The 21207-nt window shown below is 52.4% G+C and carries 18 protein-coding genes and 3 tRNA genes; 15 read left to right on the top strand and 6 right to left on the bottom strand.

Going from position 1 to position 21207, the window contains the following annotated elements; translation table 11 throughout:
* Positions 1-22 precede the first annotated feature (22 nt).
* The 4 genes from pyrF to N2315_05545 all read left to right on the top strand — a co-directional run bounded on the left by pyrF (position 23) and on the right by N2315_05545 (position 3048).
* Complete coding sequence (gene pyrF, locus N2315_05530) at positions 23-715, top strand: orotidine-5'-phosphate decarboxylase (GenBank protein MCX7828656.1); 693 nt, start codon at positions 23-25, stop codon at positions 713-715.
* A gap of 5 nt (positions 716-720) precedes the next feature.
* The gene (gene pyrE / locus N2315_05535; GenBank protein MCX7828657.1) at positions 721-1311 is read left to right on the top strand and encodes an orotate phosphoribosyltransferase; all 591 of its coding nucleotides are present in this window, start codon (positions 721-723) and stop codon (positions 1309-1311) included.
* 62 nt (positions 1312-1373) lie between these two features.
* Positions 1374-2249: a bifunctional 5,10-methylenetetrahydrofolate dehydrogenase/5,10-methenyltetrahydrofolate cyclohydrolase gene (locus N2315_05540; protein ID MCX7828658.1), complete on the top strand. Its 876-nt coding sequence runs from the start codon at positions 1374-1376 to the stop codon at positions 2247-2249.
* Positions 2250-2316: 67 nt separating this feature from the next.
* Positions 2317-3048, top strand: a complete 732-nt coding sequence (locus N2315_05545; GenBank protein ID MCX7828659.1) for a hypothetical protein — start codon at positions 2317-2319, stop codon at positions 3046-3048.
* A gap of 12 nt (positions 3049-3060) precedes the next feature.
* Here N2315_05545 and N2315_05550 read toward each other — a convergent pair whose 3' ends face one another.
* Entirely contained in the window at positions 3061-4119 is a 1059-nt protein-coding gene (locus N2315_05550) for a flippase-like domain-containing protein (GenBank protein ID MCX7828660.1), read from the bottom strand.
* A gap of 31 nt (positions 4120-4150) precedes the next feature.
* The gene (locus tag N2315_05555; GenBank protein MCX7828661.1) at positions 4151-4744 is read right to left on the bottom strand and encodes a hypothetical protein; all 594 of its coding nucleotides are present in this window, start codon (positions 4742-4744) and stop codon (positions 4151-4153) included.
* A 414-nt stretch (positions 4745-5158) separates the two neighbouring features.
* On the opposite strand from N2315_05555, the gene N2315_05560 reads away from it, so the two are divergent.
* On the top strand, positions 5159-5680 hold the full coding sequence (locus tag N2315_05560; GenBank protein ID MCX7828662.1) for a hypothetical protein: 522 nt from the start codon (positions 5159-5161) through the stop codon (positions 5678-5680).
* Positions 5681-5707: 27 nt separating this feature from the next.
* Complete coding sequence (locus tag N2315_05565; GenBank protein ID MCX7828663.1) at positions 5708-6760, top strand: asparaginase; 1053 nt, start codon at positions 5708-5710, stop codon at positions 6758-6760.
* Positions 6761-6944: 184 nt separating this feature from the next.
* Here N2315_05565 and gltX read toward each other — a convergent pair whose 3' ends face one another.
* The gene (gene gltX, locus N2315_05570) at positions 6945-8294 is read right to left on the bottom strand and encodes a glutamate--tRNA ligase (protein MCX7828664.1); all 1350 of its coding nucleotides are present in this window, start codon (positions 8292-8294) and stop codon (positions 6945-6947) included.
* 142 nt (positions 8295-8436) lie between these two features.
* Here gltX and N2315_05575 point away from each other — a divergent pair, with 142 nt between their 5' ends.
* From N2315_05575 to N2315_05590, 4 genes are all read left to right on the top strand, one after another.
* A complete protein-coding gene (locus N2315_05575) occupies positions 8437-10956 on the top strand; it encodes a DNA polymerase (protein ID MCX7828665.1) in 2520 nt (839 codons plus the stop codon).
* Positions 10957-11102: 146 nt separating this feature from the next.
* Positions 11103-12134 (top strand): SurA N-terminal domain-containing protein, encoded by a 1032-nt coding sequence (locus N2315_05580; protein MCX7828666.1) that lies wholly within the window; start codon positions 11103-11105, stop codon positions 12132-12134.
* Between the two features lie 56 nt (positions 12135-12190).
* Positions 12191-12285: transfer RNA gene (locus tag N2315_05585), tRNA-Ser, on the top strand.
* Positions 12286-12301: 16 nt separating this feature from the next.
* Positions 12302-12378 (top strand) — tRNA-Arg (locus N2315_05590).
* A gap of 67 nt (positions 12379-12445) precedes the next feature.
* Here N2315_05590 and clpB read toward each other — a convergent pair.
* Positions 12446-15064 carry an ATP-dependent chaperone ClpB gene (gene clpB, locus N2315_05595; GenBank protein MCX7828667.1) on the bottom strand — a complete coding sequence of 873 codons (2619 nt, stop codon included), beginning with the start codon at positions 15062-15064 and terminating at the stop codon, positions 12446-12448.
* A 188-nt stretch (positions 15065-15252) separates the two neighbouring features.
* Here clpB and N2315_05600 point away from each other — a divergent pair, with 188 nt between their 5' ends.
* The 3 genes from N2315_05600 to N2315_05610 all read left to right on the top strand — a co-directional run bounded on the left by N2315_05600 (position 15253) and on the right by N2315_05610 (position 18885).
* The gene (locus N2315_05600) at positions 15253-15462 is read left to right on the top strand and encodes a cold-shock protein (protein ID MCX7828668.1); all 210 of its coding nucleotides are present in this window, start codon (positions 15253-15255) and stop codon (positions 15460-15462) included.
* A 212-nt stretch (positions 15463-15674) separates the two neighbouring features.
* Positions 15675-18176, top strand: coding sequence for an AAA family ATPase (locus tag N2315_05605; protein MCX7828669.1), 2502 nt, complete (start codon positions 15675-15677; stop codon positions 18174-18176).
* On the top strand, positions 18160-18885 hold the full coding sequence (locus N2315_05610) for an endonuclease III (protein MCX7828670.1): 726 nt from the start codon (positions 18160-18162) through the stop codon (positions 18883-18885). The genes N2315_05605 and N2315_05610 overlap by 17 nt, the downstream gene beginning before the upstream one ends.
* A gap of 79 nt (positions 18886-18964) precedes the next feature.
* Here the strand turns inward: N2315_05610 and N2315_05615 are convergent, their stop codons facing one another.
* Positions 18965-19270, bottom strand: coding sequence for a YerC/YecD family TrpR-related protein (locus N2315_05615; GenBank protein MCX7828671.1), 306 nt, complete (start codon positions 19268-19270; stop codon positions 18965-18967).
* Between the two features lie 87 nt (positions 19271-19357).
* Positions 19358-20437 carry an aminotransferase class I/II-fold pyridoxal phosphate-dependent enzyme gene (locus tag N2315_05620; GenBank protein ID MCX7828672.1) on the bottom strand — a complete coding sequence of 360 codons (1080 nt, stop codon included), beginning with the start codon at positions 20435-20437 and terminating at the stop codon, positions 19358-19360.
* 124 nt (positions 20438-20561) lie between these two features.
* Here N2315_05620 and N2315_05625 point away from each other — a divergent pair, with 124 nt between their 5' ends.
* Together N2315_05625 and N2315_05630 are read left to right on the top strand one after the other, a co-directional pair.
* Entirely contained in the window at positions 20562-21014 is a 453-nt protein-coding gene (locus tag N2315_05625; protein ID MCX7828673.1) for an arsenate reductase ArsC, read from the top strand.
* Positions 21015-21068: 54 nt separating this feature from the next.
* Positions 21069-21156 (top strand) — tRNA-Leu (locus N2315_05630).
* Positions 21157-21207: the final 51 nt, after the last annotated feature.

The raw sequence follows: 21207 nt of genomic DNA on the forward strand, positions 1-21207 counted from the left end.
AGTTTTTATGGGGGGACTTTTGATGGTTGAATTAAGCGCCAGGGATAGGCTGATATTGGCCCTAGATGTGAATTCCTTAGATGAGGCTAAGGGGATTCTTGATGGGATTGGGGAGTCGGTTACGAAGGTTAAGATAGGTCCTAGGCTCTTCGCCATGGGGGGGCTTGCGTTCGTGGGGGATGTCATTAGACGAGGGTATCAAGTATTCCTTGATCTAAAACTTCACGATATACCGAACACCGTGGCTTCTGCGGTGGAAATCTTTGCTTCCGCTGGACTTTGGGCTTTGACCGTCCACGCCGCTGGTGGGGAAGAGATGATGAGAAGGGCCTCTAAGCTTCGCGGGGGAACCAATATCTTGGCGGTTACGGTTTTGACAAGCCTTGGAGAGGACCAGTGGGAGAGGATTTGCCCTGGTTGTGCCATGGATGCGGCCCTTGTATGCAGAGCAAAGTTGGCGGAGCAATCTGGTGTGCAGGGGCTGGTTTGTAGCCCCAGGGATCTTAGGCTTGTAAGGGGGGCAGCTCCCAATCTCTTTACGGTGGTGCCTGGTATAAGGATACCCGGCGAAGACAGTCATGATCAGGCCCGAGTTATGGGGCCTTCTCAGGCGGTCAAAGAAGGGGCGGACTTCTTGGTGGTTGGGCGTCCCATACTTGAGGCCCAGGACAGGAGGTCTAGGATTGAGCAAATCGTTGAGATGATGGAGGTTTGATCAATATGGCTGGATTGTTGGTGAAAGACGAGCTGGAGCGTTTCCTTTCCATGTTGTCGGGGAGCGGTGCCCATCTGAAGGGGCATTTCCTGCTCTCCTCAGGGCTTCACAGCTCCGATTATCTTCAGTGTGCCCTGTTCCTGTCCAACACTTCATACGCCTCATGGGCGGGGGAGAAGCTTGCCAGGGCTGTTAAGGACCTTGCCCCTGAGTTAATAGTTTCTCCTGCCATGGGAGGGATAATCATAGGCCATGAGACCGCTCGTCATGTGGGCTTACCCTTCGTGTTCACGGAACGGGAGGGAGGGGTTATGAAGCTGCGACGCTTTCCTAATCCCGGTAAGGTACGGTTTGTTGTGGTTGAGGATGTCTTTACCACCGGCAAGTCTACCATGGAGGTGGTGGAGGTGATGTGTTCCATGGGAGGCCAGTGGATGGGGGCCTTGTCATTGGTTAACCGTTCTGGGAAGGACGGGCTTTTCCCAGTGCCCACCGCAACCCTCTGGGAAACTCAATTTCCGGTGTATCCCCCTGAATCGTGTCCCATGTGTGCTGATGGGGAGAAACTTGTGAAGCCCGGGAGCCGCTTTATATGATATAACTTAACCTTGGCAGGACGCTTGATCAGGCCAATACTACTATGGGGAGGGCGGCTTGTATGCTGTCCATGAGCGGCAAGGAGCCTGCAGAGTGGGTGATGGAATGGGTTAAGGACGGTATATCCCGGCTTGGTGGTTGTACACTTGTTTCCGTGTCAGCCCAACGAGAAGGGGCCTCTGAGGCCTACAGGCGTCGCCAGATGGCGGCCTGCAACGGCGTTGGTGCCAGGGGGTTTACGATAGATATCGACCCCGCGGACGGTGAGGAGGCCATGGTGGAAACCATAGGGGCTCTCAGTGAGGATCCAGGGGTGCACGGCATAATAGTACAAACCCCGTTGCCGGTTGGATGGGACATATCTAGGGTTTTCCAGTCCCTGGATCCCTCTAAGGATGTTGAGGGGGTTCATCCTGAGAACTTGGGTAAGCTTTTTTTAGGGGTAGGAGGGCACCCATTACCCTGTGCCGCATGGGCTTCGGTTGGGTTGCTGGAATGGTACGGCATGGGGGATTTCAAGGGCAAGATTTGCACGGTGGTAGGACACAGCATAAACGTAGGACGTCCCATAGGTGCCATGTTGCTCCAGCGGGATGCTACGGTGCTACAAACCCACAAACATACCCCCAGGGATGCCTTCGAAGATCTATTAAAAGGATCCCATGTGGTGGTTTCTGCCGCCGGCGTCCCTGGCCTTATAAAGGAGGATATGATATCTCCTGGATCTTGGATCGTTGATGTTGGCACCACTCCCACGGATAAGGGACTTGTGGGGGATGTGGATCCCTCTTGCTTTAGAGTTGCGGGGGCTGTAAGTCCCGTGCCTGGTGGGGTGGGGCCCTTAACTGTGGCTCTTCTGCTGGCTAATCTTGTCCTGTTGACCAGTAAGCAAAAGAAGAGATCGTTGGTGGTGCTAGATCGTGTTCGAAGGGGTTAGATGTCGGTTTTTAGGGTTTTTGTGTGCCATTTTTATAGTGGCATCCGTGCCGTCTAATTGCTATGCCTTGGAAGTTTGGGCTTCATCTCCGTGGCTTGCCCAGATGGTGGGGTTCATTGCGGGGGTTCATGGTAAGGTTCACAGCATAAGGACATGGGATGATCAGGGCAGGGTGGTTAGAGTGGCCTCTCCCCGGGGAGTGGCGGTGGCGTTGGACAGGAACGAGGCGAGCGAAGCAGGCATAGGTAAGTACAGGGGAACCCGTTTCCTGTTTGAGAGGTCCTTGCCCCTTGGGGGCGCAAGGCTCGAGACCGCTTACTTTGATCCGGCGGTCTTACCTTTCGTAGGGCAGAAGATATTGTCTTTTTTGGCGAAAGAGGATCCGGGGAATTACCCCTATTATCAGAGGCGTTTGGCGGAGTTTCAATCTCGCCTTGAAAGCACTATGGAGGTAGGCCGTCAACTATTAAAAGGAGTAGCGGTGCTTGACCTGACTGGTTCCATGGGGCCATGGGTCAGCGCCGCGGTTTCCCGCTCCGCGCGGCCCCCCTTGGACCTTTGGAGGGATTGGTCAAAGGGAGCCAGGTTGGATCTTCTTTCGGCTGCATTGGGAAGCGCTAAGCAGAAGGGCTGGTTGGTTGTCATGGATCCATGGACGCCGGGCTCCATATCGTCAGTGGTTCAGGGTGCGGGGGTTCCCATGATAAAACTATCTCCTCCTCGCGGAGGAGGGGATATATTCCTCTACTACTACGATCTGTACCTTGAGATATGGAACCTCCTTAGAAAACCATCCTAGGCAAGCGTAGATTTAAACGTTGCCCGCTCGATCTATCTCCTCTTCAGTCTTGGAGATGAGATCATCGGCCATATTGAACCCCAGTATCTTGACGACCATTATGGTGCCTAGCAAAACGCCGGTGTATTCGGTTATCACCCTCCAAAGCACAGCCAGTAGCCCTGCTAAGTTGCTGGGTACCAACAGCCTGAAGGCGGCGGCGCCCCCGCCCTCTGCGGCGCCGCTTCCTCCCGGGGTTGGTATGAAGTATAGTGCAAAGAGCAGAAGCGCTTGGATTAGGATGGATTTGAGGTACTCCACCGGAAGACCCATTGCCCAAATAAGGCAAGGTAAAACCGATAATTGAACCAGCTGTTGGCAGAAGGTGAAGAAAGCGCCAAGTAAAACGTAGCTCTTCCCCTGAGACCAGAAGGTCCTCATGTTTTCGTTGTATATATCTACCTCTGCGTTAACATGGCGGACGATCTTGAGAACCCTTTGAGGTTTTACTACCCCCAACCGCTTGAGCAGCAGCGTGAGTATGGCGGAAATCCTCTTAACAAAAGCGGGTTTTATCAAGCTTATGGTTATGACGACCCATATGAGCCCCAAGGCGGAGGCCACGTATATGGCCAAGTCCTTTAAGATGCTTTCCCCCAAGAGTATGTCCGGCGACATCACCATGGTTACTGGTATGGCCAAACCCAATACCAACAAGGTCAGCATCGTCCTTACCAGGGTAACCGCCACGCCCTTGCCCACCGGGACGCCGTTTTTATAAAGGAGGTATATCTGGAAGGGGCCGCCGCCGCTTTGCATGGGCGTTATGGCGCAGCCGAAGTAGTTTATCCATATGAGCATAAAGGATAGCTTAAGTGGTATCCTGTTGCCGCTTGCTCTTATGAGGGAAGAGAACCTTAATGAATCGAAGAGCCAAACTAGCGGGACCAGGAAAAGGGCGATAGCAAGTCTCGTCTTGTCGGCCTTTAGCACCAATTCTATCGCCTCTCCGTCGGTGGTGGCCAGTATGGTACCTATGCCAACGCAAACCACCACTATCAGGAAAAGAGACAGCCCTCTTCGCACCGTCATCGTCTATATCTCCCGCAGGAATTGGTTGTTGTCAATTGGAGGCCTTGTAAGACTCGTCCTTGAGCCTTCCCAGGTATGGGGAGAACTCCTTCAACCTTGGTATCATAACCTCTCTGATCCTGCGGGCCATCTCTAAGAGCTTGCCTTCCCGGAGGGAATCTGCAACTGCTTCCAGGGCCTCCTGGAGTTTGACGCAAGCCGATGCCAAATCAAAACCCTCAGAAGGACGGACCCCCAAAAGGTTTCCACAGTGGTGCAGCACCTGGAGCACCCAGCCCATCCCTTCGGTAGCCTGTTGGAAAAGGCGTAAAGCCTCTTCGTTCTCGTGGGATTCAAGCTTTTCCGCCACAGAAAGGAGTCCATTAACCAGTATGGGTAAATATTCCTCCGTTTGATCCAGCGATTCGCTGACTAACGTGCGTATGTCTTTGGTGACCGCATTGATTTTGGAACCGGCGGATGAGATTGCAAGCGCCTCTTCGGATATCTCTTCCCCATCCAACTGCCAGAACATCACAACCCTGCCGTTTCTTGCGGCGTAGTTCTTGATATCCTCTATTACCTTGGTTCTTTCGATTCCCTCCACTGCTTCCTGCCATTCCGCATTGTCCAAGAAAAACTTCATCAAATCGTCCTCCTTAATATGGAGCGATCAACGCTTAAGGAATTCTAGCACATGGGGGATGAATTAATATTAAATAATGGTTTTGCGTTTTCCTCTGTTGTCTAGCCATTTTGGGGGTACAATTACATACCCTGCCATGTGATTTAGCGAGGGGGAATTGCTTTGGCGCCTGGTGTGTTGTCTTTTTGTGGGTATCTCTTGGAGATTGTTAACTTATCCGTCATGTCTGGGTTGATATCCCTTGGTTTATCGCAGAAGGCAAGCTCTCCGTGGTTGTCCCAAGGAACGAATCAGGGTGGGGCGTTGGCTTGTGTTGGTGAAATACTTTTTTTCTTGCTTTCGGCCATCGTCGTATTATCGCAACCCTTTGGGCCGATTTATCCTATTTTACGCCTTCCTGTGCCATCCCTGTGGTTGACCGTGCTTGTGGGGGTTTTATGCTTTGTGGTGTTAAAGAGCGATGGAAGACCGTGCTTGTCCGCCCCCTTGGGGTTGTGGGTTGGCATTTGGGGGGTTGTGATAAGGGCCGGTCTTCAGCCGGTGTTAGGGGATTCGATGGGAATAGAGGTCTTCTCTGTGATCCCCGTCTGGTCCATCTTGGGCCCCATTGCTAAGCTCGGATATATCATGTCCTTTGGGGGATCCATGTTAATCCTTGGAGTCTGTTTGTCTTGTAAGGGTAAAATTAACCCTGTGAATGGGTTATGTTGCTGGGCCATCGGCATTACTGTATCCAACGTGTTTGCTGGGACGTTGGGGCCTCAATTTTCGACCTTTGCTGGAGTTGCATTTGGGGGATATTGGCTTGCTGCAATGAGAGCTATTCTTGTGACTGGGATGCCTTCTGTTATCCTGGAAGGAGTTTCGTGGAAGATGCTTGGCCATGTGGCAGTGGCGTTGTGTTCCATGGGGTCGGTTATGGTGATATTTTTTTAGCATTAAAGCAGAATAGGGGGTATTTTTTTGAACGAGGCCAAGTCTAAGGTTAGGGTTATATTGACAGGCGGTACCATAGGCAGTGATCGCCGTGAGGGAGGTTCTGCCCCAAGCGAGGAGGCGTCCCGCTTTCTTTCAGAAACCCTCTCGGCTTTATTCAGGGATAAGGGTGTTGTCCCTGATTTCTCTTATCCATGGGGGGAGGGCGGCATAGACAGTTCTGATTTATCCCCCTCTGGCTGGTTGCGTATTACTAGGGATGTGATAGAGGCGTTAAGGTCTGGATGTTCGGGGGTCTTAATCCTCCATGGAACGGACACCATGGCATACACCGCTGCCTGGTTGTCCCTTTGCTTTGCGGGATGTCCAATACCTATAATACTGACCGGCAGCCAGTTCACCAGGGACTATATGCCGGAGGATGGTTCGGTTAACCTTAAGGGAGCGGTTCAGGTCATGTGCTCCAATATAAAAGGTGTCTGGATATACTTTAATTGGAAGCTCATCCAGGGGAATAGGGCTCATAAAGCAAGGGCAAGCCACCCTGATGCCTTTACTGCCATGGGGGGATTCCCGGTCTTTTTCAACCCCGAGTGGGGGCTTATCGGGGAGGCTGATTCACCGCGGGGTAATCGGGCTTGGGCTCCTGGGGATGCTTTGAACGCGCTTATGGGGATTCCACAAGATTTGGTGGATGCGGTTTGCAAAGATATAAGGTGGCTTTTTTTGACCCCTGGAACGGGACATTTCTTGGACGGAGGAGAGAAGATAATCGGAGTGATAGGCTACGGGGCAGGAAACGCCCCCCAACGTCTCCATGCCGCCATAGATAGAGCCTATGCCCATCGTGATGATAAGCCCGTCATTGTGGCTTGCAGTCAGGCGGAGGGGGATATGAAGAATCCATTTCTATACGATAACGTGGGTTTGGGATGGCTGTCGCGGAAGGGCTTCAAGGTTTTCAGCCAGATGGACTATCCCATAGAGTTTGTTCATGCCCTGGCTTGCTACTCTCTGTTGTTGAACCATGCCGGCATGGATGGGGAATCTGTTATGGGTAGGTATCTTAAGAAGCATTGAGCCTTGGGGCTTTTGTGGTTTCCCATCTTCGTTTGTGGTTTCCCATCTTCGGTGGCTTGGTTTGTTAGCATAGACCCAATGAAGCTAGCCCCATTAGCGTCCATGGGGCTAGCTGCTTTGGGTTCTTTATGTAGTTATGGTTAGGCGTGCCCCTAGTCCCGTCCCCTGTCTTTGGCTGTGTGGATTAGCAGGGTTTTGCCAAGCCGTAGTGGGCCAACCGTTTCCTGCACTCCTTGGGGCCCAGGATTTCGGCGATCTCAAATACGCCAGGGCTTACCTTGCGTCCTGAAAGGGCAAACCTCAGCGGCATGGCGATCTCCTTTAGGGATACACCATTGGATTCTCCCCATGACCTGGCCATCTCTTCCATGGCCGCGCCAGTCCAAGGGGTACAGCCAAGCATTTCTTCAAAGAACGGAGATATTCGATTCCTCTGCTCCTCCGATATGTCGGATCCGTCGTATCTCTCGACCACCCGTTTAAAGTCCACGAAGTAATCCGTGTAATCCGCTAGCTCTCTGGTGGTCTTAGCCCTGGATGTCAGAAGCTTTACCGCTTTGGACAGATAAGAGTCATCCAGATTGGAAGAGTCCAGCCCCATCTCAGCCCAAATTGGCCTTACCAGATTGAGCAGTTCCCATGGATCCATTAACTTCAGGTGTTCCTGGTTTATGTGGTTGAGCTTGTCCATGTCGAACACCGCGGCCCTTTTGGTCACCTTTGATATGTCGAAGAGCCTTGCTGCCTCCTGGCGGTCGAAAATCTCCTTGTCATCACCGGGGGACCATCCAAGGAGGGCCAGGAAGTTAAAAACCCCTTCAGGTACATAGCCCAGGTTATGATATTCGAAAACGCTGGTTGCCCCATGCCTCTTTGAGAGCTTTTTCTTATCTTTTCCAAGTATCATGGGAAGATGGGCAAACTTGGGAGGCTCCCATCCAAGGGCCCTGTAAAGAAGTATCTGTTTGGGGGTGTTTATAACGTGGTCTTCCCCTCGTATTACCCAATTTATGCCCATGCAGTGGTCGTCCACCACGACCGCATAGTTGTAAGTGGGGCTGCCATCGCTTTTGATTATCACTATGTCCTTAACCGAGCCATCCTTATTTACCGATGCGTTTTCGCTCATCACTGATATGAGGCCATAAACCGCATCCTCGAACTCCACCTTGACTCCCGTGGGGACCCGGTAGAGGATCGCTCCCTCCTCCTCATATGCCATGCCTTTTTCAATCAATTCCCGGGCGTATCTCTCATAAAGATGGGATCGCTCGGATTGCCTGTAGGGCCCGAACGGGCCACCTACGTCGGGTCCCTCGTCCCAGTGAAGGCCAAGCCACCTAAGGCCGTCCAGGATCGTCTCCTCATATTCCTTAGTGGATCTTTCCCTGTCGGTGTCCTCTATCCTCAATATGAATTTTCCACCGGTTTTCTTAGCCCACAACCAGTTGAAAAGGGCCGTATGGGCGCCCCCGATGTGGAGGGCACCGGTGGGACTAGGTGCAAACCGTACCCTGACCTCTTGCCCGGTCATGCCAATCCTCCTTGCGCAGAAGATATGTGCGGCATCCTTGTCATGTAAAATGGATCCGCTGGGCCATAATTATACATGTACGAGGGGCATTGATTTCCGGTTGTGTGAGCATTTTTTGAGATAGAAGTGGAGGTATGTAATTTTGTCCTGCGAAGAGAGCTTTCTCCTGGTTGATGGGCATGGGTTGGCCTTTAGGGCATTCTATGCTCTTCCCAACTTAACTGCTCCCGATGGCACTCCTGTTAACGCCGTGGTGGGCTTTTTCAACATGCTTTATAGGATATTGGATGACCAAGCTCCGACCGGTTGGGCTATATTCTTTGATCCCCCAGGACCTGTGGCTCGGAAGGAGGTCTTTGCTGAGTACAAGGAAGGAAGGCGTCCCACCCCAGAGGACTTTAAAGTACAGTTACCTATAATCAAAGGTTTGCTGGAGGCCTTGGGGCACCGGGTTTATGAGCGAGCGGGCGAAGAGGCCGACGATATGATAGCCGCCACCGCAAGGGAGCTTTCCCGCCATGGCAAGGTGGTGATCCTTTCGGCAGATAAAGACCTTTTCCATGTGATAGCACCTAACGTGATGGTTTGCAGGCCCATACGTGGAGTTTCGGAGTTTAAGCTGTATGACCGTGATGGTTTCGTGGAGGAGTATGGATTTGAGCCTCCACTTATGGTGGATTATCTTTCCCTTACGGGGGACTCGGTGGACAACATACCCGGCGTCAAGGGGATAGGGGAGAAGGGGGCTAGGGAGTTGGTGGCTTCCTTCGGTTCCCTGGAGGAGATCTATCATAGGATCCAAGATGTGCCGAAGGCAAAGAGGGCGAGATTAGAGGAAGGGCGGGATATGGCCTTCCTGAGCAAAAAGCTGATATTGCCGGCTCCTTCGGAGCCGGTGCCTTTGGAGGGGCTTATCCCGTTGCAAGCCGACGTAATAAAAGCCAAGGGGATTGTGGAGCGATTGGCCCTTAGACAGTTGGCTTTGAGGCTTGGTTTGAACGGATCGGTGCCGGATCATGCGTCTTCCCTAACGACCAGGGGCGATGATGGGTCCGTAGAGGTTAAAGAAGTCCCCCTTTCGTCCATGCAGCGTGCTCAACGCTTGGCGTTCTTTGGCACCTGGGAGAGCGGTGGCTTGGGTTTTGACGTTAGGATCATGTCGCAGGATGGCACCACATGGGCGGGGAGATTATCCCAAGCGGAGGTTCTGGAGGTCCTTAAACGCAAAGAAGTCATAACCTGGGACTATAAGAGGCTTGTCGCTGCGCTGGGAACGGTGCCGGAATGGTCCTCCGTTTTGGACCTTAGGCTTTGCTACTATGCGTTTCATCCGGATCGTACTGGTCAGTTTGAGGGTCGATTCATCCCAATGGTGATGAATTGCGAAGAAAACCCCTATGAGCTTATGAACTCCATTTTTTCGGATCCCCGGTGGCCAGCCTGCATGGATCTGGTTTTTAAAGTAGATCATCCCCTTTCGATGGTGTTGCTGGACATGGAGCGAGAGGGTATTGGGGTTGACCTCTTAGCCCTGAGGGGTCTGTCAGACCTTCTTAGGGAGAGGATGAAGGGCATAGAGGATGAGGTGGCTAAGTTAGCGGGCACATGGGTTAACTTGCAGTCTCCCAAGCAGGTTGGTTGGCTTCTGTTTGAGAAGCTCCAGCTCCCGCCCATAAAGAAGACCAAGACCGGTTTTTCCACCGACGTTGCTGTTTTGGAAGAACTGTCGAAGCTCCCGGCCCCTTTGGGGGAAGTTCCTTCGCTGTTGCTGGAGCATAGGGAGGCAAGCAAGCTTCTTACTGGGTTTGTGAATCCATTTGCCGAACTGGGCAGCTCCGGGACCATAAGATCAACCTTTGAGCAGGCTGGCACTGGAACTGGTAGGCTATCCAGCCGGGATCCCAACGTACAAAACCTGCCTCAGTTTGGAGAATGGGCTTTGAAATTTAGACGAGCCCTAAGGCCCTCAAGGGAAGGACGGGTGTTCCTTTCCGCGGACTATTCACAGATAGAGCTGAGGGTGCTGGCGCACCTCTCAAAAGAGGAGCGGTTGATAGATGCATTTTTGCAGGGAGCTGATGTCCACGCCAGGACCGCTTCCTGGATATACGGGGTAGAGCAAGAATCCGTGAGCCCCGAGCAAAGACGGTTTGCTAAAGTGGTTAATTTTGGTTTGCTTTACGGGATGGGGGCCCATGGACTAGCCCAAAGGATGGGGGTATCAAGGTCTCAGGCCGCGGAGCTCATCAATAGGTACTTTGATGCCCTGCCGGGCTTGAAGGAATATACATCCAGGGTTATTGAGGAGGCTAAATCTAGGGGCTATGCTGAAACTATCATGGGAAGGATAAGGCCCCTTGATGAAGTGTCCACCGTGGAGGGACGAGGCGCAGGGGCGATAGACAGGGTGGCTATAAATACTCCAATACAGGGGTCCGCTGCCGATATAGCCAGAAAGGCCATGGTGGACCTCTCTCAAGCAATTAGGGGAGAGGACTGCAGCTTGGTTTTACAGGTGCATGACTCGATAGTCTGCAGCGTTCCGGAGGCGCAGGCAGATCGCTTTTGTGGGGTTATAAAGGAAGTGATGGAGGGGGTCGTTTCTCTGGATGTGCCTTTAGAGGTGGAAGTGAAAATAGGTCGAACCATGGGAGATATATGAGAAATTAATTGTTGGCTATCGTTCCGGGGTCTTGGGTTTTGACATACCAAGGGTCAGAGCTTATCATCAACCCCGTTTGGTGAATTTCCGGCTTATTTGAAGGCTGGAAAACTACGTAGGGCTATGGAGGAGGAGTGCAGGTCGTGATGATGCGATATCTAAGGAACAACGTTAAGGCCATAATGATAGGCGTGGTGATAGTTTTTGTGATCTCCTGTTTTGCGGGTTATGGGATGTACGTCCGCGGAAGGTCCGGTGGCGGGGCAGGGGGAGACTATCCGGTCGCCAAGGTTAATGGAAAAAAAATAATGAGATCCCAGGTTGAGGCGGGCTTGAAGGAGTTGGCGGATCAGTTTGGGAGTGACAGGATAACTTCTAAGGATGTCCCCCTGCTCAGAAAAATGGTTTTAGACGACATCGTAATAGGGATGGAGCTTGTAAGGGCTGCAGGCGAAGAGGGTGTTGACGTTTCCAAGGAAGAAGTAGATGACTACCTGGCGGCCATGCAGGCCCGATTCCCCACAAAGGAGGCCTACAACGAGTACGTCCAGCGGTCAGGCATGACCGAGAGGGAGATGCGGAAGAGGATAGAGGAAATGCTCGCCCAGAAGAAGCTACTGGAGAAGGTCACTGCCAATGTCTCTGTGGATGCCTCGGAGAGTCGGAAGTTCTACGATGCCATGAAGAACGTGTTTTTCAAACGCCCGGTTGGATATAATCTTAACGTGGCGGCCTTCCGGGGTAAGGCGGTTGCGGAGCAGGCTAGGGCAAGGTTGGTGAAGGGAGAGGGATGGGATAAGGTGATAGAGTCCCTGTCCAAGGACGTTAGCAATTCCACCCCTTACGATAAGCCGGTCTTTGTGGCCCAGAAGGATCTTGCCGATGATCTTAAGCCGGTCAGATCCCTTAAGCCCGGGGCTTATTCATCTCTTGTGAAGGTGGCCAGCGAGGATTACATCATCGTGCTTAAGCGCTCGGACGAGCCTGAGCGGATAATGCCCTATGACGAGGTAAGCAAGGACATCCATCAGGTTCTTTTGAATCAGAAGCGCAACCAGCTGCAGCGTGAATACGTTCAGGACCTTTTAAAGAAAGCCCCCGTTGAGATCCTGGACAAGTCCATATTTGAAGTTCCGTCCGATGATGCCGGCGTAGAAGGTTCTAATAAGGGAAACTAGTCTTTCACTTGACAGGATGAGGATGCCAAAATAGAATAATCCCCGTGCGATGGAGAGGTGGGATGGCCGAGTCGGCTGAAGGCACTCGCCTGCTAAGCGAGTAGGGTGGCTAAAACCGCCCTCCAGGGTTCGAATCCCTGTCCCACCGCCATCACGTTAAGCCAAGTGCGCCGGTAGCTCAACTGGATAGAGCATCGGACTACGGATCCGAAGGTTACGGGTTCAAATCCTGTCCGGCGCGCCATGATTTTAAGGGAGGGGTGGATCACCCCTCCCTGTTTTTTTGTCAGCAACGGTGAAATCGACAGATGTTAGTTATCTTCCTCCGGGTTTTCGAAGTAGAAGGATAGATCCTTACCATGGGCGTCTATGGTGGCCCTTCCACCGTCCCTCAGTTCTCCCCTTAGGATGGCTCTAGCCAGAGGCGTTTCCATCATGCGCTGGATGGCTCTTTTAAGGGGTCTTGCCCCATATATTGGGTCATATCCCTCTTGTGCGATCAAATCCATGGCCCGTTCGGACGCCTCTATGGTTATGTTCCTGTCCTTCAGCCTATCCGACATCTTTGAGGTGAGCATGGATACGATGATCCTCACCTCTTCTTTTGTCAGTGGCTTGAATACTATGATCTCACCCAACCTGTTTATGAACTCCGGACGGAACAACCCCCGTACCTCGTCCAGGGCCCTCTTCGCGGCTTCCTCAAAATCGGCCCCGTTGGCTGCCTTCGAGAGGTGTTGAGATCCAACGTTACTGGTCAGGATTATCACGCAGTTCTTAAAGTCTACGGTCTTACCATGGCTGTCGGTCACCCTTCCGTCATCCAGAATCTGTAGCAGTGTGTTAAAGACGTCCGGATGGGCTTTCTCAACCTCGTCGAAGAGGATCACGGAGTATGGCTTGCGCCTTACCTGTTCGGTGAGCTGTCCGCCCTCTTCGTAGCCCACATAGCCCGGAGGAGCTCCTATAAGCCTAGAGACCGAGTGCTTCTCCATGTATTCGGACATGTCTATCCTCACCATGTTGTCTTCGGAGTCAAACAGGGCCTCTGCAAGGGCTTTTGCCAGCTCCGTCTTACCCACCCCTGTGGGGCCTAGGAACAGGAAGGATCCTATGGGCCTTCTGGGGTCCTTTATCCCCGCCCTGGCTCTCAACACCGCTTCCGATACGAGCCGTACCGCATCATCTTGGCCTACCACCCTTTGGTGGAGAAGTTCCTCAAGCCGCAGGAGCTTTTCCCTCTCCCCCTCCTGAATCTTTGATACCGGGATTCCAGTCCAGCGACTCACTATCTCCGCTATTTCTTCGGGGGTCACTTCTTCCTTGAGCAAACGGCTTCCGCCGAAAAGCCTTTGCAGCTCAGCCTCCTTGTCTGATAGCTCTTTGAGGAGCTTGGGGAGTTCTCCGTGTTTTAGTTGGGCTGCGGTGTTTAGATCATAGGTGCGTTCCGCCTCCTCTATCATCCTTTTGGTGTCTTCGATCTTCTTTCTTATGGCCCTTATCTCGCCTATGGCGGTCTTTTCTTTTTCGTATTGAGCCCTTAGGGAGTCTGCGACGGCCCGTTGTTCCGCGAGCTCCTTTCTTAGCGCCTCAAGGCGCTTTAGGCTGGCAGGATCGGTTTCCTTGCTAAGGGCAGCTTCCTCTATCTCCAGCTGCATCACCTTGCGAACCGCTGCGTCCAGCTCCGCCGGCATGCTGTCTATTTCGGTCCTTATGTGGGCACAGGCTTCATCTACCAAGTCTATGGCCTTATCCGGAAGATAACGGTCCGTTATGTAGCGGTTCGATAAAACCGCCGCGGAGACCAGCGCATTATCCTGTATCCTCACGCCGTGGTGAACCTCAAAGCGCTCCTTGAGTCCTCGAAGTATGGAGATCGTGTCCTCCACGTCCGGCGCTTCCACGAGAACGGGCTGAAAGCGTCTTTCAAGAGCGGGGTCTTTCTCAATGTACTGGCGGTACTCGTCAAGGGTGGTGGCTCCTATGCATCGCAACTCACCCCTGGCGAGCATGGGCTTAAGCATATTGCCGGCGTCCATTGCTCCCTCTGCCTTGCCTGCTCCTACCACGGTGTGAAGTTCATCTATGAACAATATTATCCTGCCGTTGCTCCTTTTGATCTCCGATAAAACCGCCTTCAGTCGTTCCTCGAACTCGCCTCGGAACTTGGCCCCGGCGATCAATGCCCCCATGTCAAGGGCAAAAACGGTCTTGTCCTTAAGCCCTTCCGGCACGTCTCCTTTGAGGATCCGCTGGGCTAGACCCTCTACGATGGCGGTTTTTCCAACCCCCGGCTCGCCTATCAGCACGGGATTGTTCTTGGTTTTTCTGCTGAGGATTCTGATTACCCGTCGTATCTCCTCGTCCCTTCCTATGACGGGATCAAGCTTCCCCTCTTTGGCCATCCTCACCAGGTCCCGGCCATATTTTTCCAGCGCTTCATAGGTCTCCTCCGGGGTTGCGCTGGTTATCCTCTGTCCACCGCGCACTTCCGCCAAGGCCCTTAAGAACCTGTCCCTTGTAACGTTGAAGGTCTTCAGTATCCTCTTCACGGGGGTTGAATCCGGCTCCTCCAGAAGCCTGAGGAAGAGGTGTTCCACGGACACGTACTCATCCTTCATCGCCCTTGCCTCCTCCTCGGCGTCTACCAATATCTTAGAGAGCCTGTGCGTGAGGTATATCTTGCCGCTCTCCATGATGGGTCCCGAGATCTTGGGCCTTTTTGCGAGTTCTCGTTCGACCTCCTGAATCATTCCCTGGACGGAGAACCCTTCCCGCTCGAGGATCCGGCTTATTAGTCCTCCCTCCTGTATTAACAGGGCTAGGAGTAGATGTTCTGGATCTATCCCTTGATGAGACAGCCTTATGGCTTCCTTTTGGGCCTCGAGCAGGGCTTCCTGGGATTTGCTGGTGAACCTATCCATATTCATGTGGATCCCTCCGTTTTTACCAAAGTTGACGAGTGGATTATATTTATTAGGTCACTAAAAGTCAATAGCAGGGGGCTTGCCAGTGCTTTTTGGGTATATCACATTGAATAGCTTGACACCATCCCTTGAACTGGGTAATGTAACTTCGTCGATTGGCGCCATCGACAACATATTCATAGCGGGGGGCAATGCTTTTGAAGACCAACGGAGTTGTTAAGTGGTTTAACGCAACCAAGGGTTATGGCTTTATAACCGCAGAGGATGGCAAGGATGTGTTCGTTCACTTCAGCGCCATCCAGGAGGAGGGCTTCAAGACCCTTGAAGAGGGGCAGAGGGTTTCCTTTGAGGTGGTTAACGGCCAGAAGGGACCGCAGGCGGCCAACGTGGAGAAGCTGTAAGGGTATCGGCTTCTGTTTTGCTGAAGAGGAGGGCTTGGCCCTCCTCTTTTTTTGTTTCTCAATGCTCAGGCTGTTATAATAACAAAAAGCCATCCGGTGCGTTAGATTGAAGCATTGGCGATACCCCGCCGTTGGGATTATTGTTTTTTGAATGCTATCCCTTAGACGAAATGTGACCTTTACAATTAAAACAAGAGGGGTGGATGAACATCATGGAAAATTCCCGTTTTGCGGTTCCCATAGATAAACTCCGTAGAAGAACCGATGTTCGTTCCTTGGGGTTTGCCGACACCGACGAACTTGGTTGCCTCAAGGGGCTGATAGGGCAGGAGAGGGCTGTGCGGTCCATATCCTTTGGGTTATCCGTTAACAGCAAGGGTTATAACCTATTTGTTGTTGGCAACCCAGGGAGCGGCAGGACAACCTATGTGCTGGAGGAACTAGCCAATAGGGCGAAGGAGATGCCCGCTCCTGACGATTGGGTGTATGTCTATAACTTCAAGGAGCCCCAGGAGCCCATGGCCATAAACCTGCCTGCGGGAATGGGTAGGGAGCTGGCGAAGGACATGGAGGAGACCCTGGAGGATCTTAAGGTTACGTTAAGCAAGGCCTTTGATAATAGCCAGTATGAGGACAGCAAGGCCCAATTGGTTCGGGAGTTCCAGGAACAGGTTAACTCCCTCATGGAGGAGTTGAAGGATTGGGCAACGGAGAAGGGATTTGCGATCAAGAGAACGCCTCAGGGTTTTGTGAACCTTCCGTTGGTTAAGGAGGTCTCCGAATCGGGGGAGGTCTCCCAAAGGGAGATGCAACAGGAGGAGTTTGAAGCCCTCGGTGAGGAGGAGCAACAGCGGCTTCAGAGGGTATCGGAGGAGATATCCCAGAGGACGCTGGAGATCTTAAGGCAGATAAGGGAAAGGGAGAAGGGGCTTAAGGACCGGATAAAATCCCTGGAGGCAGAGATATGCAGGGGGGCCATAAAGTCCCATTTTGACGAGCTTAAGGGGACTTACGGTTCCTATGGCAGTTGTTCCCAGTGGTTGGACCAGCTTGCGGAGGATGTGGTGGCCAACTTCAGTGCCTTTATCGCCGCGGGTAGGGATGAGAACGCGGAGGTTGATTTTTCCAGATATCACGTTAACGTGTTTGTGTCAAACGATCCCACCCAAGGGGCGCCGGTAGTAAGGGAGACCAATCCGACCTATTATAACCTGATTGGCAAGGTGGAGTACGAAAGCCGCCAGGGTTATCTATACACGGATTTCAAAAAGATCGTCCCCGGTGCCATACACAGGGCCAACGGTGGATTCCTGGTGCTCGAAGCGGAGGAGCTGTTTCGGCACTTCATGTCTTGGGATGCTCTCAAGCGGGTGTTGAGGACGCAGGAGCTTTCGATAGAGAACTTGGGGGAACAACTGGGATTTGTACCTGTTTCATCATTGAGGCCCGCCCCTATCCCAGTTGATCTTAAGGTGGTCATAGTTGGTACCTACTGGATCTACTATCTGCTTAACATATACGACCCGGAGTTTCAGAAGATATTCAAGATAAAGGCGCATTTTGACTCGGATATGCCTAGAAACCCCGAGACGGAGAAGCTGTTGGCCTGTTTTGTGGCTAACTTCGTCAAAAAGGAGGGGGGTATCCCCTTCAGCTCAGAGGCGGTGGCGGAGATAATCGAATGGTCGTGCCGCCTTTCCGAGAACCAGGACAGGATGTCCACCCAATTCAACAGGATAGCGGAGATCCTGGTGGAATCAACCGCATGGGCAAGGATGGACAGGGCTGCAAGGGTTGAAAGGTCTCATGTTAGAAAGGCGATAGAGGAGAAGATATTTAGATCAAACCTCATCGAAGAGCGGCTGCGCAGGGCTTTCGAAGAGGGATTTGTAAGGGTGGACACCGAGGGTAGGGCGGTGGGACAGATAAACGGCCTTACCGTGGTTGACATGGTTGACCATGCCTTTGGCCACCCAGTTAGAATAACCGCTAACGTGTTCATGGGGCAGGAGGGGGTTGTGAACATAGAGCGGGAGGTGAAGATGACCGGTCCCATCCACAACAAGGGGCTGCTTACCCTCCAGAGTTACTTGGGGCGTAAATATGCTCAGGATATGCCTTTGTCCCTTTCTGCCAGGATAGCCTTTGAGCAGACCTATTCTGGCATAGAAGGAGACAGCGCATCCTCTACGGAGCTCTACTGTCTCATATCCGCCCTAGCGGGTATCCCACTTCGTCAAGATGTGGCGGTCACTGGTTCAGTGGATCAGTTTGGCAATGTGCAGCCAATAGGTGGTGTTAACGAGAAAATAGAAGGGTTTTTTCGGTACTGTAAGTCCAAAGGTCTCACCGGCACCCAGGGGGTTATGATCCCGGTTCAAAACGTCAAGAACCTCATGCTTCACCACGAGGTGGTGGATGCGGTAAGGGAAGGGAAGTTCCACATATGGGCAGTGGAACACGTGGATCAGGGGCTTGAGCTTCTTACCGGAGTCCAAGCCGGATCGCCTGGAGAAGATGGCACTTATCCTGATGGTACCGTCCACGGGCTTGTCAAGGAAACGCTGAAGAAGATGTTAGATAAGCTTAGGGAATTTAAGAAGGGGAGTAATAACGCCTCCGCCTCTGTTGGTGATGATGGGGATTCGGGGAGCGGCGATGAGCCGGTGGATGTGGACGATCCGGCAGGGTCTGACGATGGTGAAGAGGATTAGGAGATCTGATATCCCAGGAGAAGGGAAGGCAGAAAGGGTTCTTGCTGTTTTTGATGCTTTGGAGGTCGCTTACGGCAATGAGAGTTCCGTCGCCTTAACTCCCAGCAAGGAGCCCCTTGAAGGCCTTATATTGACGGTTCTGTCTCAAAATACCAACGATAGAAACAGGGATAAGGCCTATCAGGAGCTTGTGAGGAGGTTCCCTGCGTGGGATGCTGTGGCGGCTGCATCTGTGGAAGAGGTGGCAGAGGCGATAAGGGTTGCTGGGCTTGGGAACAGCAAAGCAGCGAGGATAAGGGAAATCCTGGGCGTTATTAGGGATCGGTTCGGAGGATACACCATGGAGCCGATGAAGAGCTGGTCCGTTCAGGATATCAGGGAATTTTTGCTTTCCCTCCCGGGGGTCGGTCCAAAGACTGTGGCCTGTGTTCTGGTCTTTGACCTGGGGATCCCGGCGTTTCCTGTGGATACCCACGTTGCGAGGTTGAGCGTCCGGCTTGGCTTTGTGCCACCTGGTATGGAACCCAGTGACGTTCAGGTGGTTTTAGAGGGGTTGTTGCCGCCGGAGAGGTACATTGGAGCCCATGTTAACATGATAAGCCATGGCAGGGCAGTATGCAGGGCTAGGGGCCCAAATTGTAGGGCATGTGTAGTGGCAAGCCTGTGCCCCAGGGTTGGAATCGCTTTGGGGGATCCCGATAGGGCTTGATAAGTAGATGTGTATTGTTATTGTGGGCAAGTGGAGTTAAGGGGCGCGAGAAAAAATGGGAGGGGAATACCCCTCCCATTTAGCCTTTTGGCTTGTCGCGATCCTTCAACCTACTGAGAGCGGTTTTGTAGCCGTCTGCTCCGTAATCAAGAAATTTCTTGACTCGACTTATGGTGGCAGTGCTCGCTCCGGTTCTCTGGGCGATTTGAGGGTATGTCATGTTTTCACTGAGCAACCTCGCCACTTCAAGCCTCTGGGCAAAGGCCCTGATCTCCCCTATGGTGGCCACGTCTTCAAGGAAACGATAAACCTCGTCCTCTTCTTTGAGAGCTAGAATTGCTCTGCACAGCTGATCCGTTAGCTTGTCTTTCCACCGGTCGGTCACCTTGGTTGTCCCCCCCTCTTTGTCTCGGATGGACTCTAACCAAGCATATATTTTAATCTGCTTTGTTGCAAGGCTTAATTCATAAACTTAAGCCGTGGCAACTTTTGCTCCATCTTCTTGGCCAGTGTGCCAGTGATCCCCCATAAGGGACAGGATATCTGCTAAAAGACGGCTTAGTTCCTCCTCCGAGGTTGCAAACACCTGCAGGAAGGGGATGTTTATATTGGGAGCCTTAACAGGTATCACCCACTCTCTCTGTGAGAATAGCCCTTCTATGTCCTCCCAATCCTTGCAGTTAAAACCGAGCAGCACGAACGGGCCATCTCCTGGATAAACCTCTACCCCTGGTATCTTTGAGCACCCCTTGGCGAATTCATCCCTTATATAACGACAGGAGTATGTGCGGGACTCCATCCAACCGGAACAACGCTTGACCAGGTGGGTTAATATCTCATTTCTTGGGCTTTCCAGTCGGTTGGCGGATTGGAATTTCATTGATTCAGCTTGTTTCCATATCATGTAACACATGTCCATCCCACCAAGTCCCCAAGCAAAGGACAGTGAACGGATGATTCCAAGCCCGCCGCGGCCTCGCCATAGCTTAATGAGGTTCGTGGAGAAGTATGGATCCTGGCGAGAGAACTCAGCGTAACGTTGATCTAATATCCAAAGAGAATCTCCACATAGACCGGACAGAGTGGCTAGATCCTCTGTGGATAGGTTAATTCCTGTTGGGTCGTTTGGCACATCGACGTAAACCACCTCTGGCCTACAGGAAGACCATCGGTCCAGAAATGATTCCATTGGGAATGAAAATTTCCCATCGTAGTCTAAGGGTACTGAGATTACTTCACATCCCAAGAATGCAAAGACCTCCCCTGCTCCTCCGCAGCTCCAGGGCATCAGTACCCTTGGGCTCCTCATGGATAATGCCAGGTCTCTAAATGGATCTGCCGATGATCCGAATACAAGGATGTTATCGTGGGATTCTCCGATGAGATCCCCCAGCCCACGTCGCAGGGATATGCATCCGTCATTGCGAGGGACGTTGTAGCTAAGATCCCTAAGGATTCCTCTTATCTCTTCCCTGATTGCGGCTGGAAGTTGACGGCTTACTGCCTGGGATCCCTTGAGAAGCCCCCGATTTGCTGATTCTTGAAAGGCCATAGAGCAGCCCCCCTTCGATTTATCTTGATAAAATGGCGCAACAATATCTGAATCAGAAGGCTACCACGCTTAATTGGTAGAGTCAAGTGGTATTTGTTATAATTGGTTTTGAAGGGGGGATTATATGAAAGACAAGATAAGGGTCCTTTTTCTCTGTGGCCGCAATACCGCAAGAAGCCAGATGGGAGAGGCTTTCCTCCGGCACATTGGTGGGGATGTGTTTGACGTGTGGAGCGCCGGCCTTGAGCCTGGCGATGGAGTTCTTCCCATAGTAAGGGAGGTAATGGGCGAGGTGGGCATAGATATGTCCGACCATTACTCCAAAAGTGCCATGGAACTATTGGAAAAGGGGCTTGAGTTTGACATTGTCGTAACGGTATGTGATGCCGCCATGGCGGGGCGTTGTCCGGATTACCCTGGAGTTTCCAAGAGACTTCATTGGCCCTTCCCGGATCCTGCGGCCTTGGAAGGATCCCATGAAGAAAGGCTGCAGGGGGCCCGCAAGGTTAGGGATATGATAAGGGATGCGGTGATAGAGCTGATGAAAGAGGAGACGGAGGGCAGGGCCAAAAAATAAGCTTCCCCCCTGGGGTTGACTAAATGTCTTTCGGTGATATAATGATCAGCGCTGGCCGGGATGGCGGAACTGGTAGACGCATGGGACTTAAAATCCCTGGGGCCCTGTGCCCGTGCGGGTTCGAGTCCCGCTCTCGGCACCACGAGGGGTATCGCGGGGTGGAGCAGTCCGGAAGCTCGTCGGGCTCATAACC

The organism is Thermanaerothrix sp. (genome assembly GCA_026417795.1).
GTDB lineage: Bacteria > Synergistota > Synergistia > Synergistales > Synergistaceae > Thermanaerovibrio.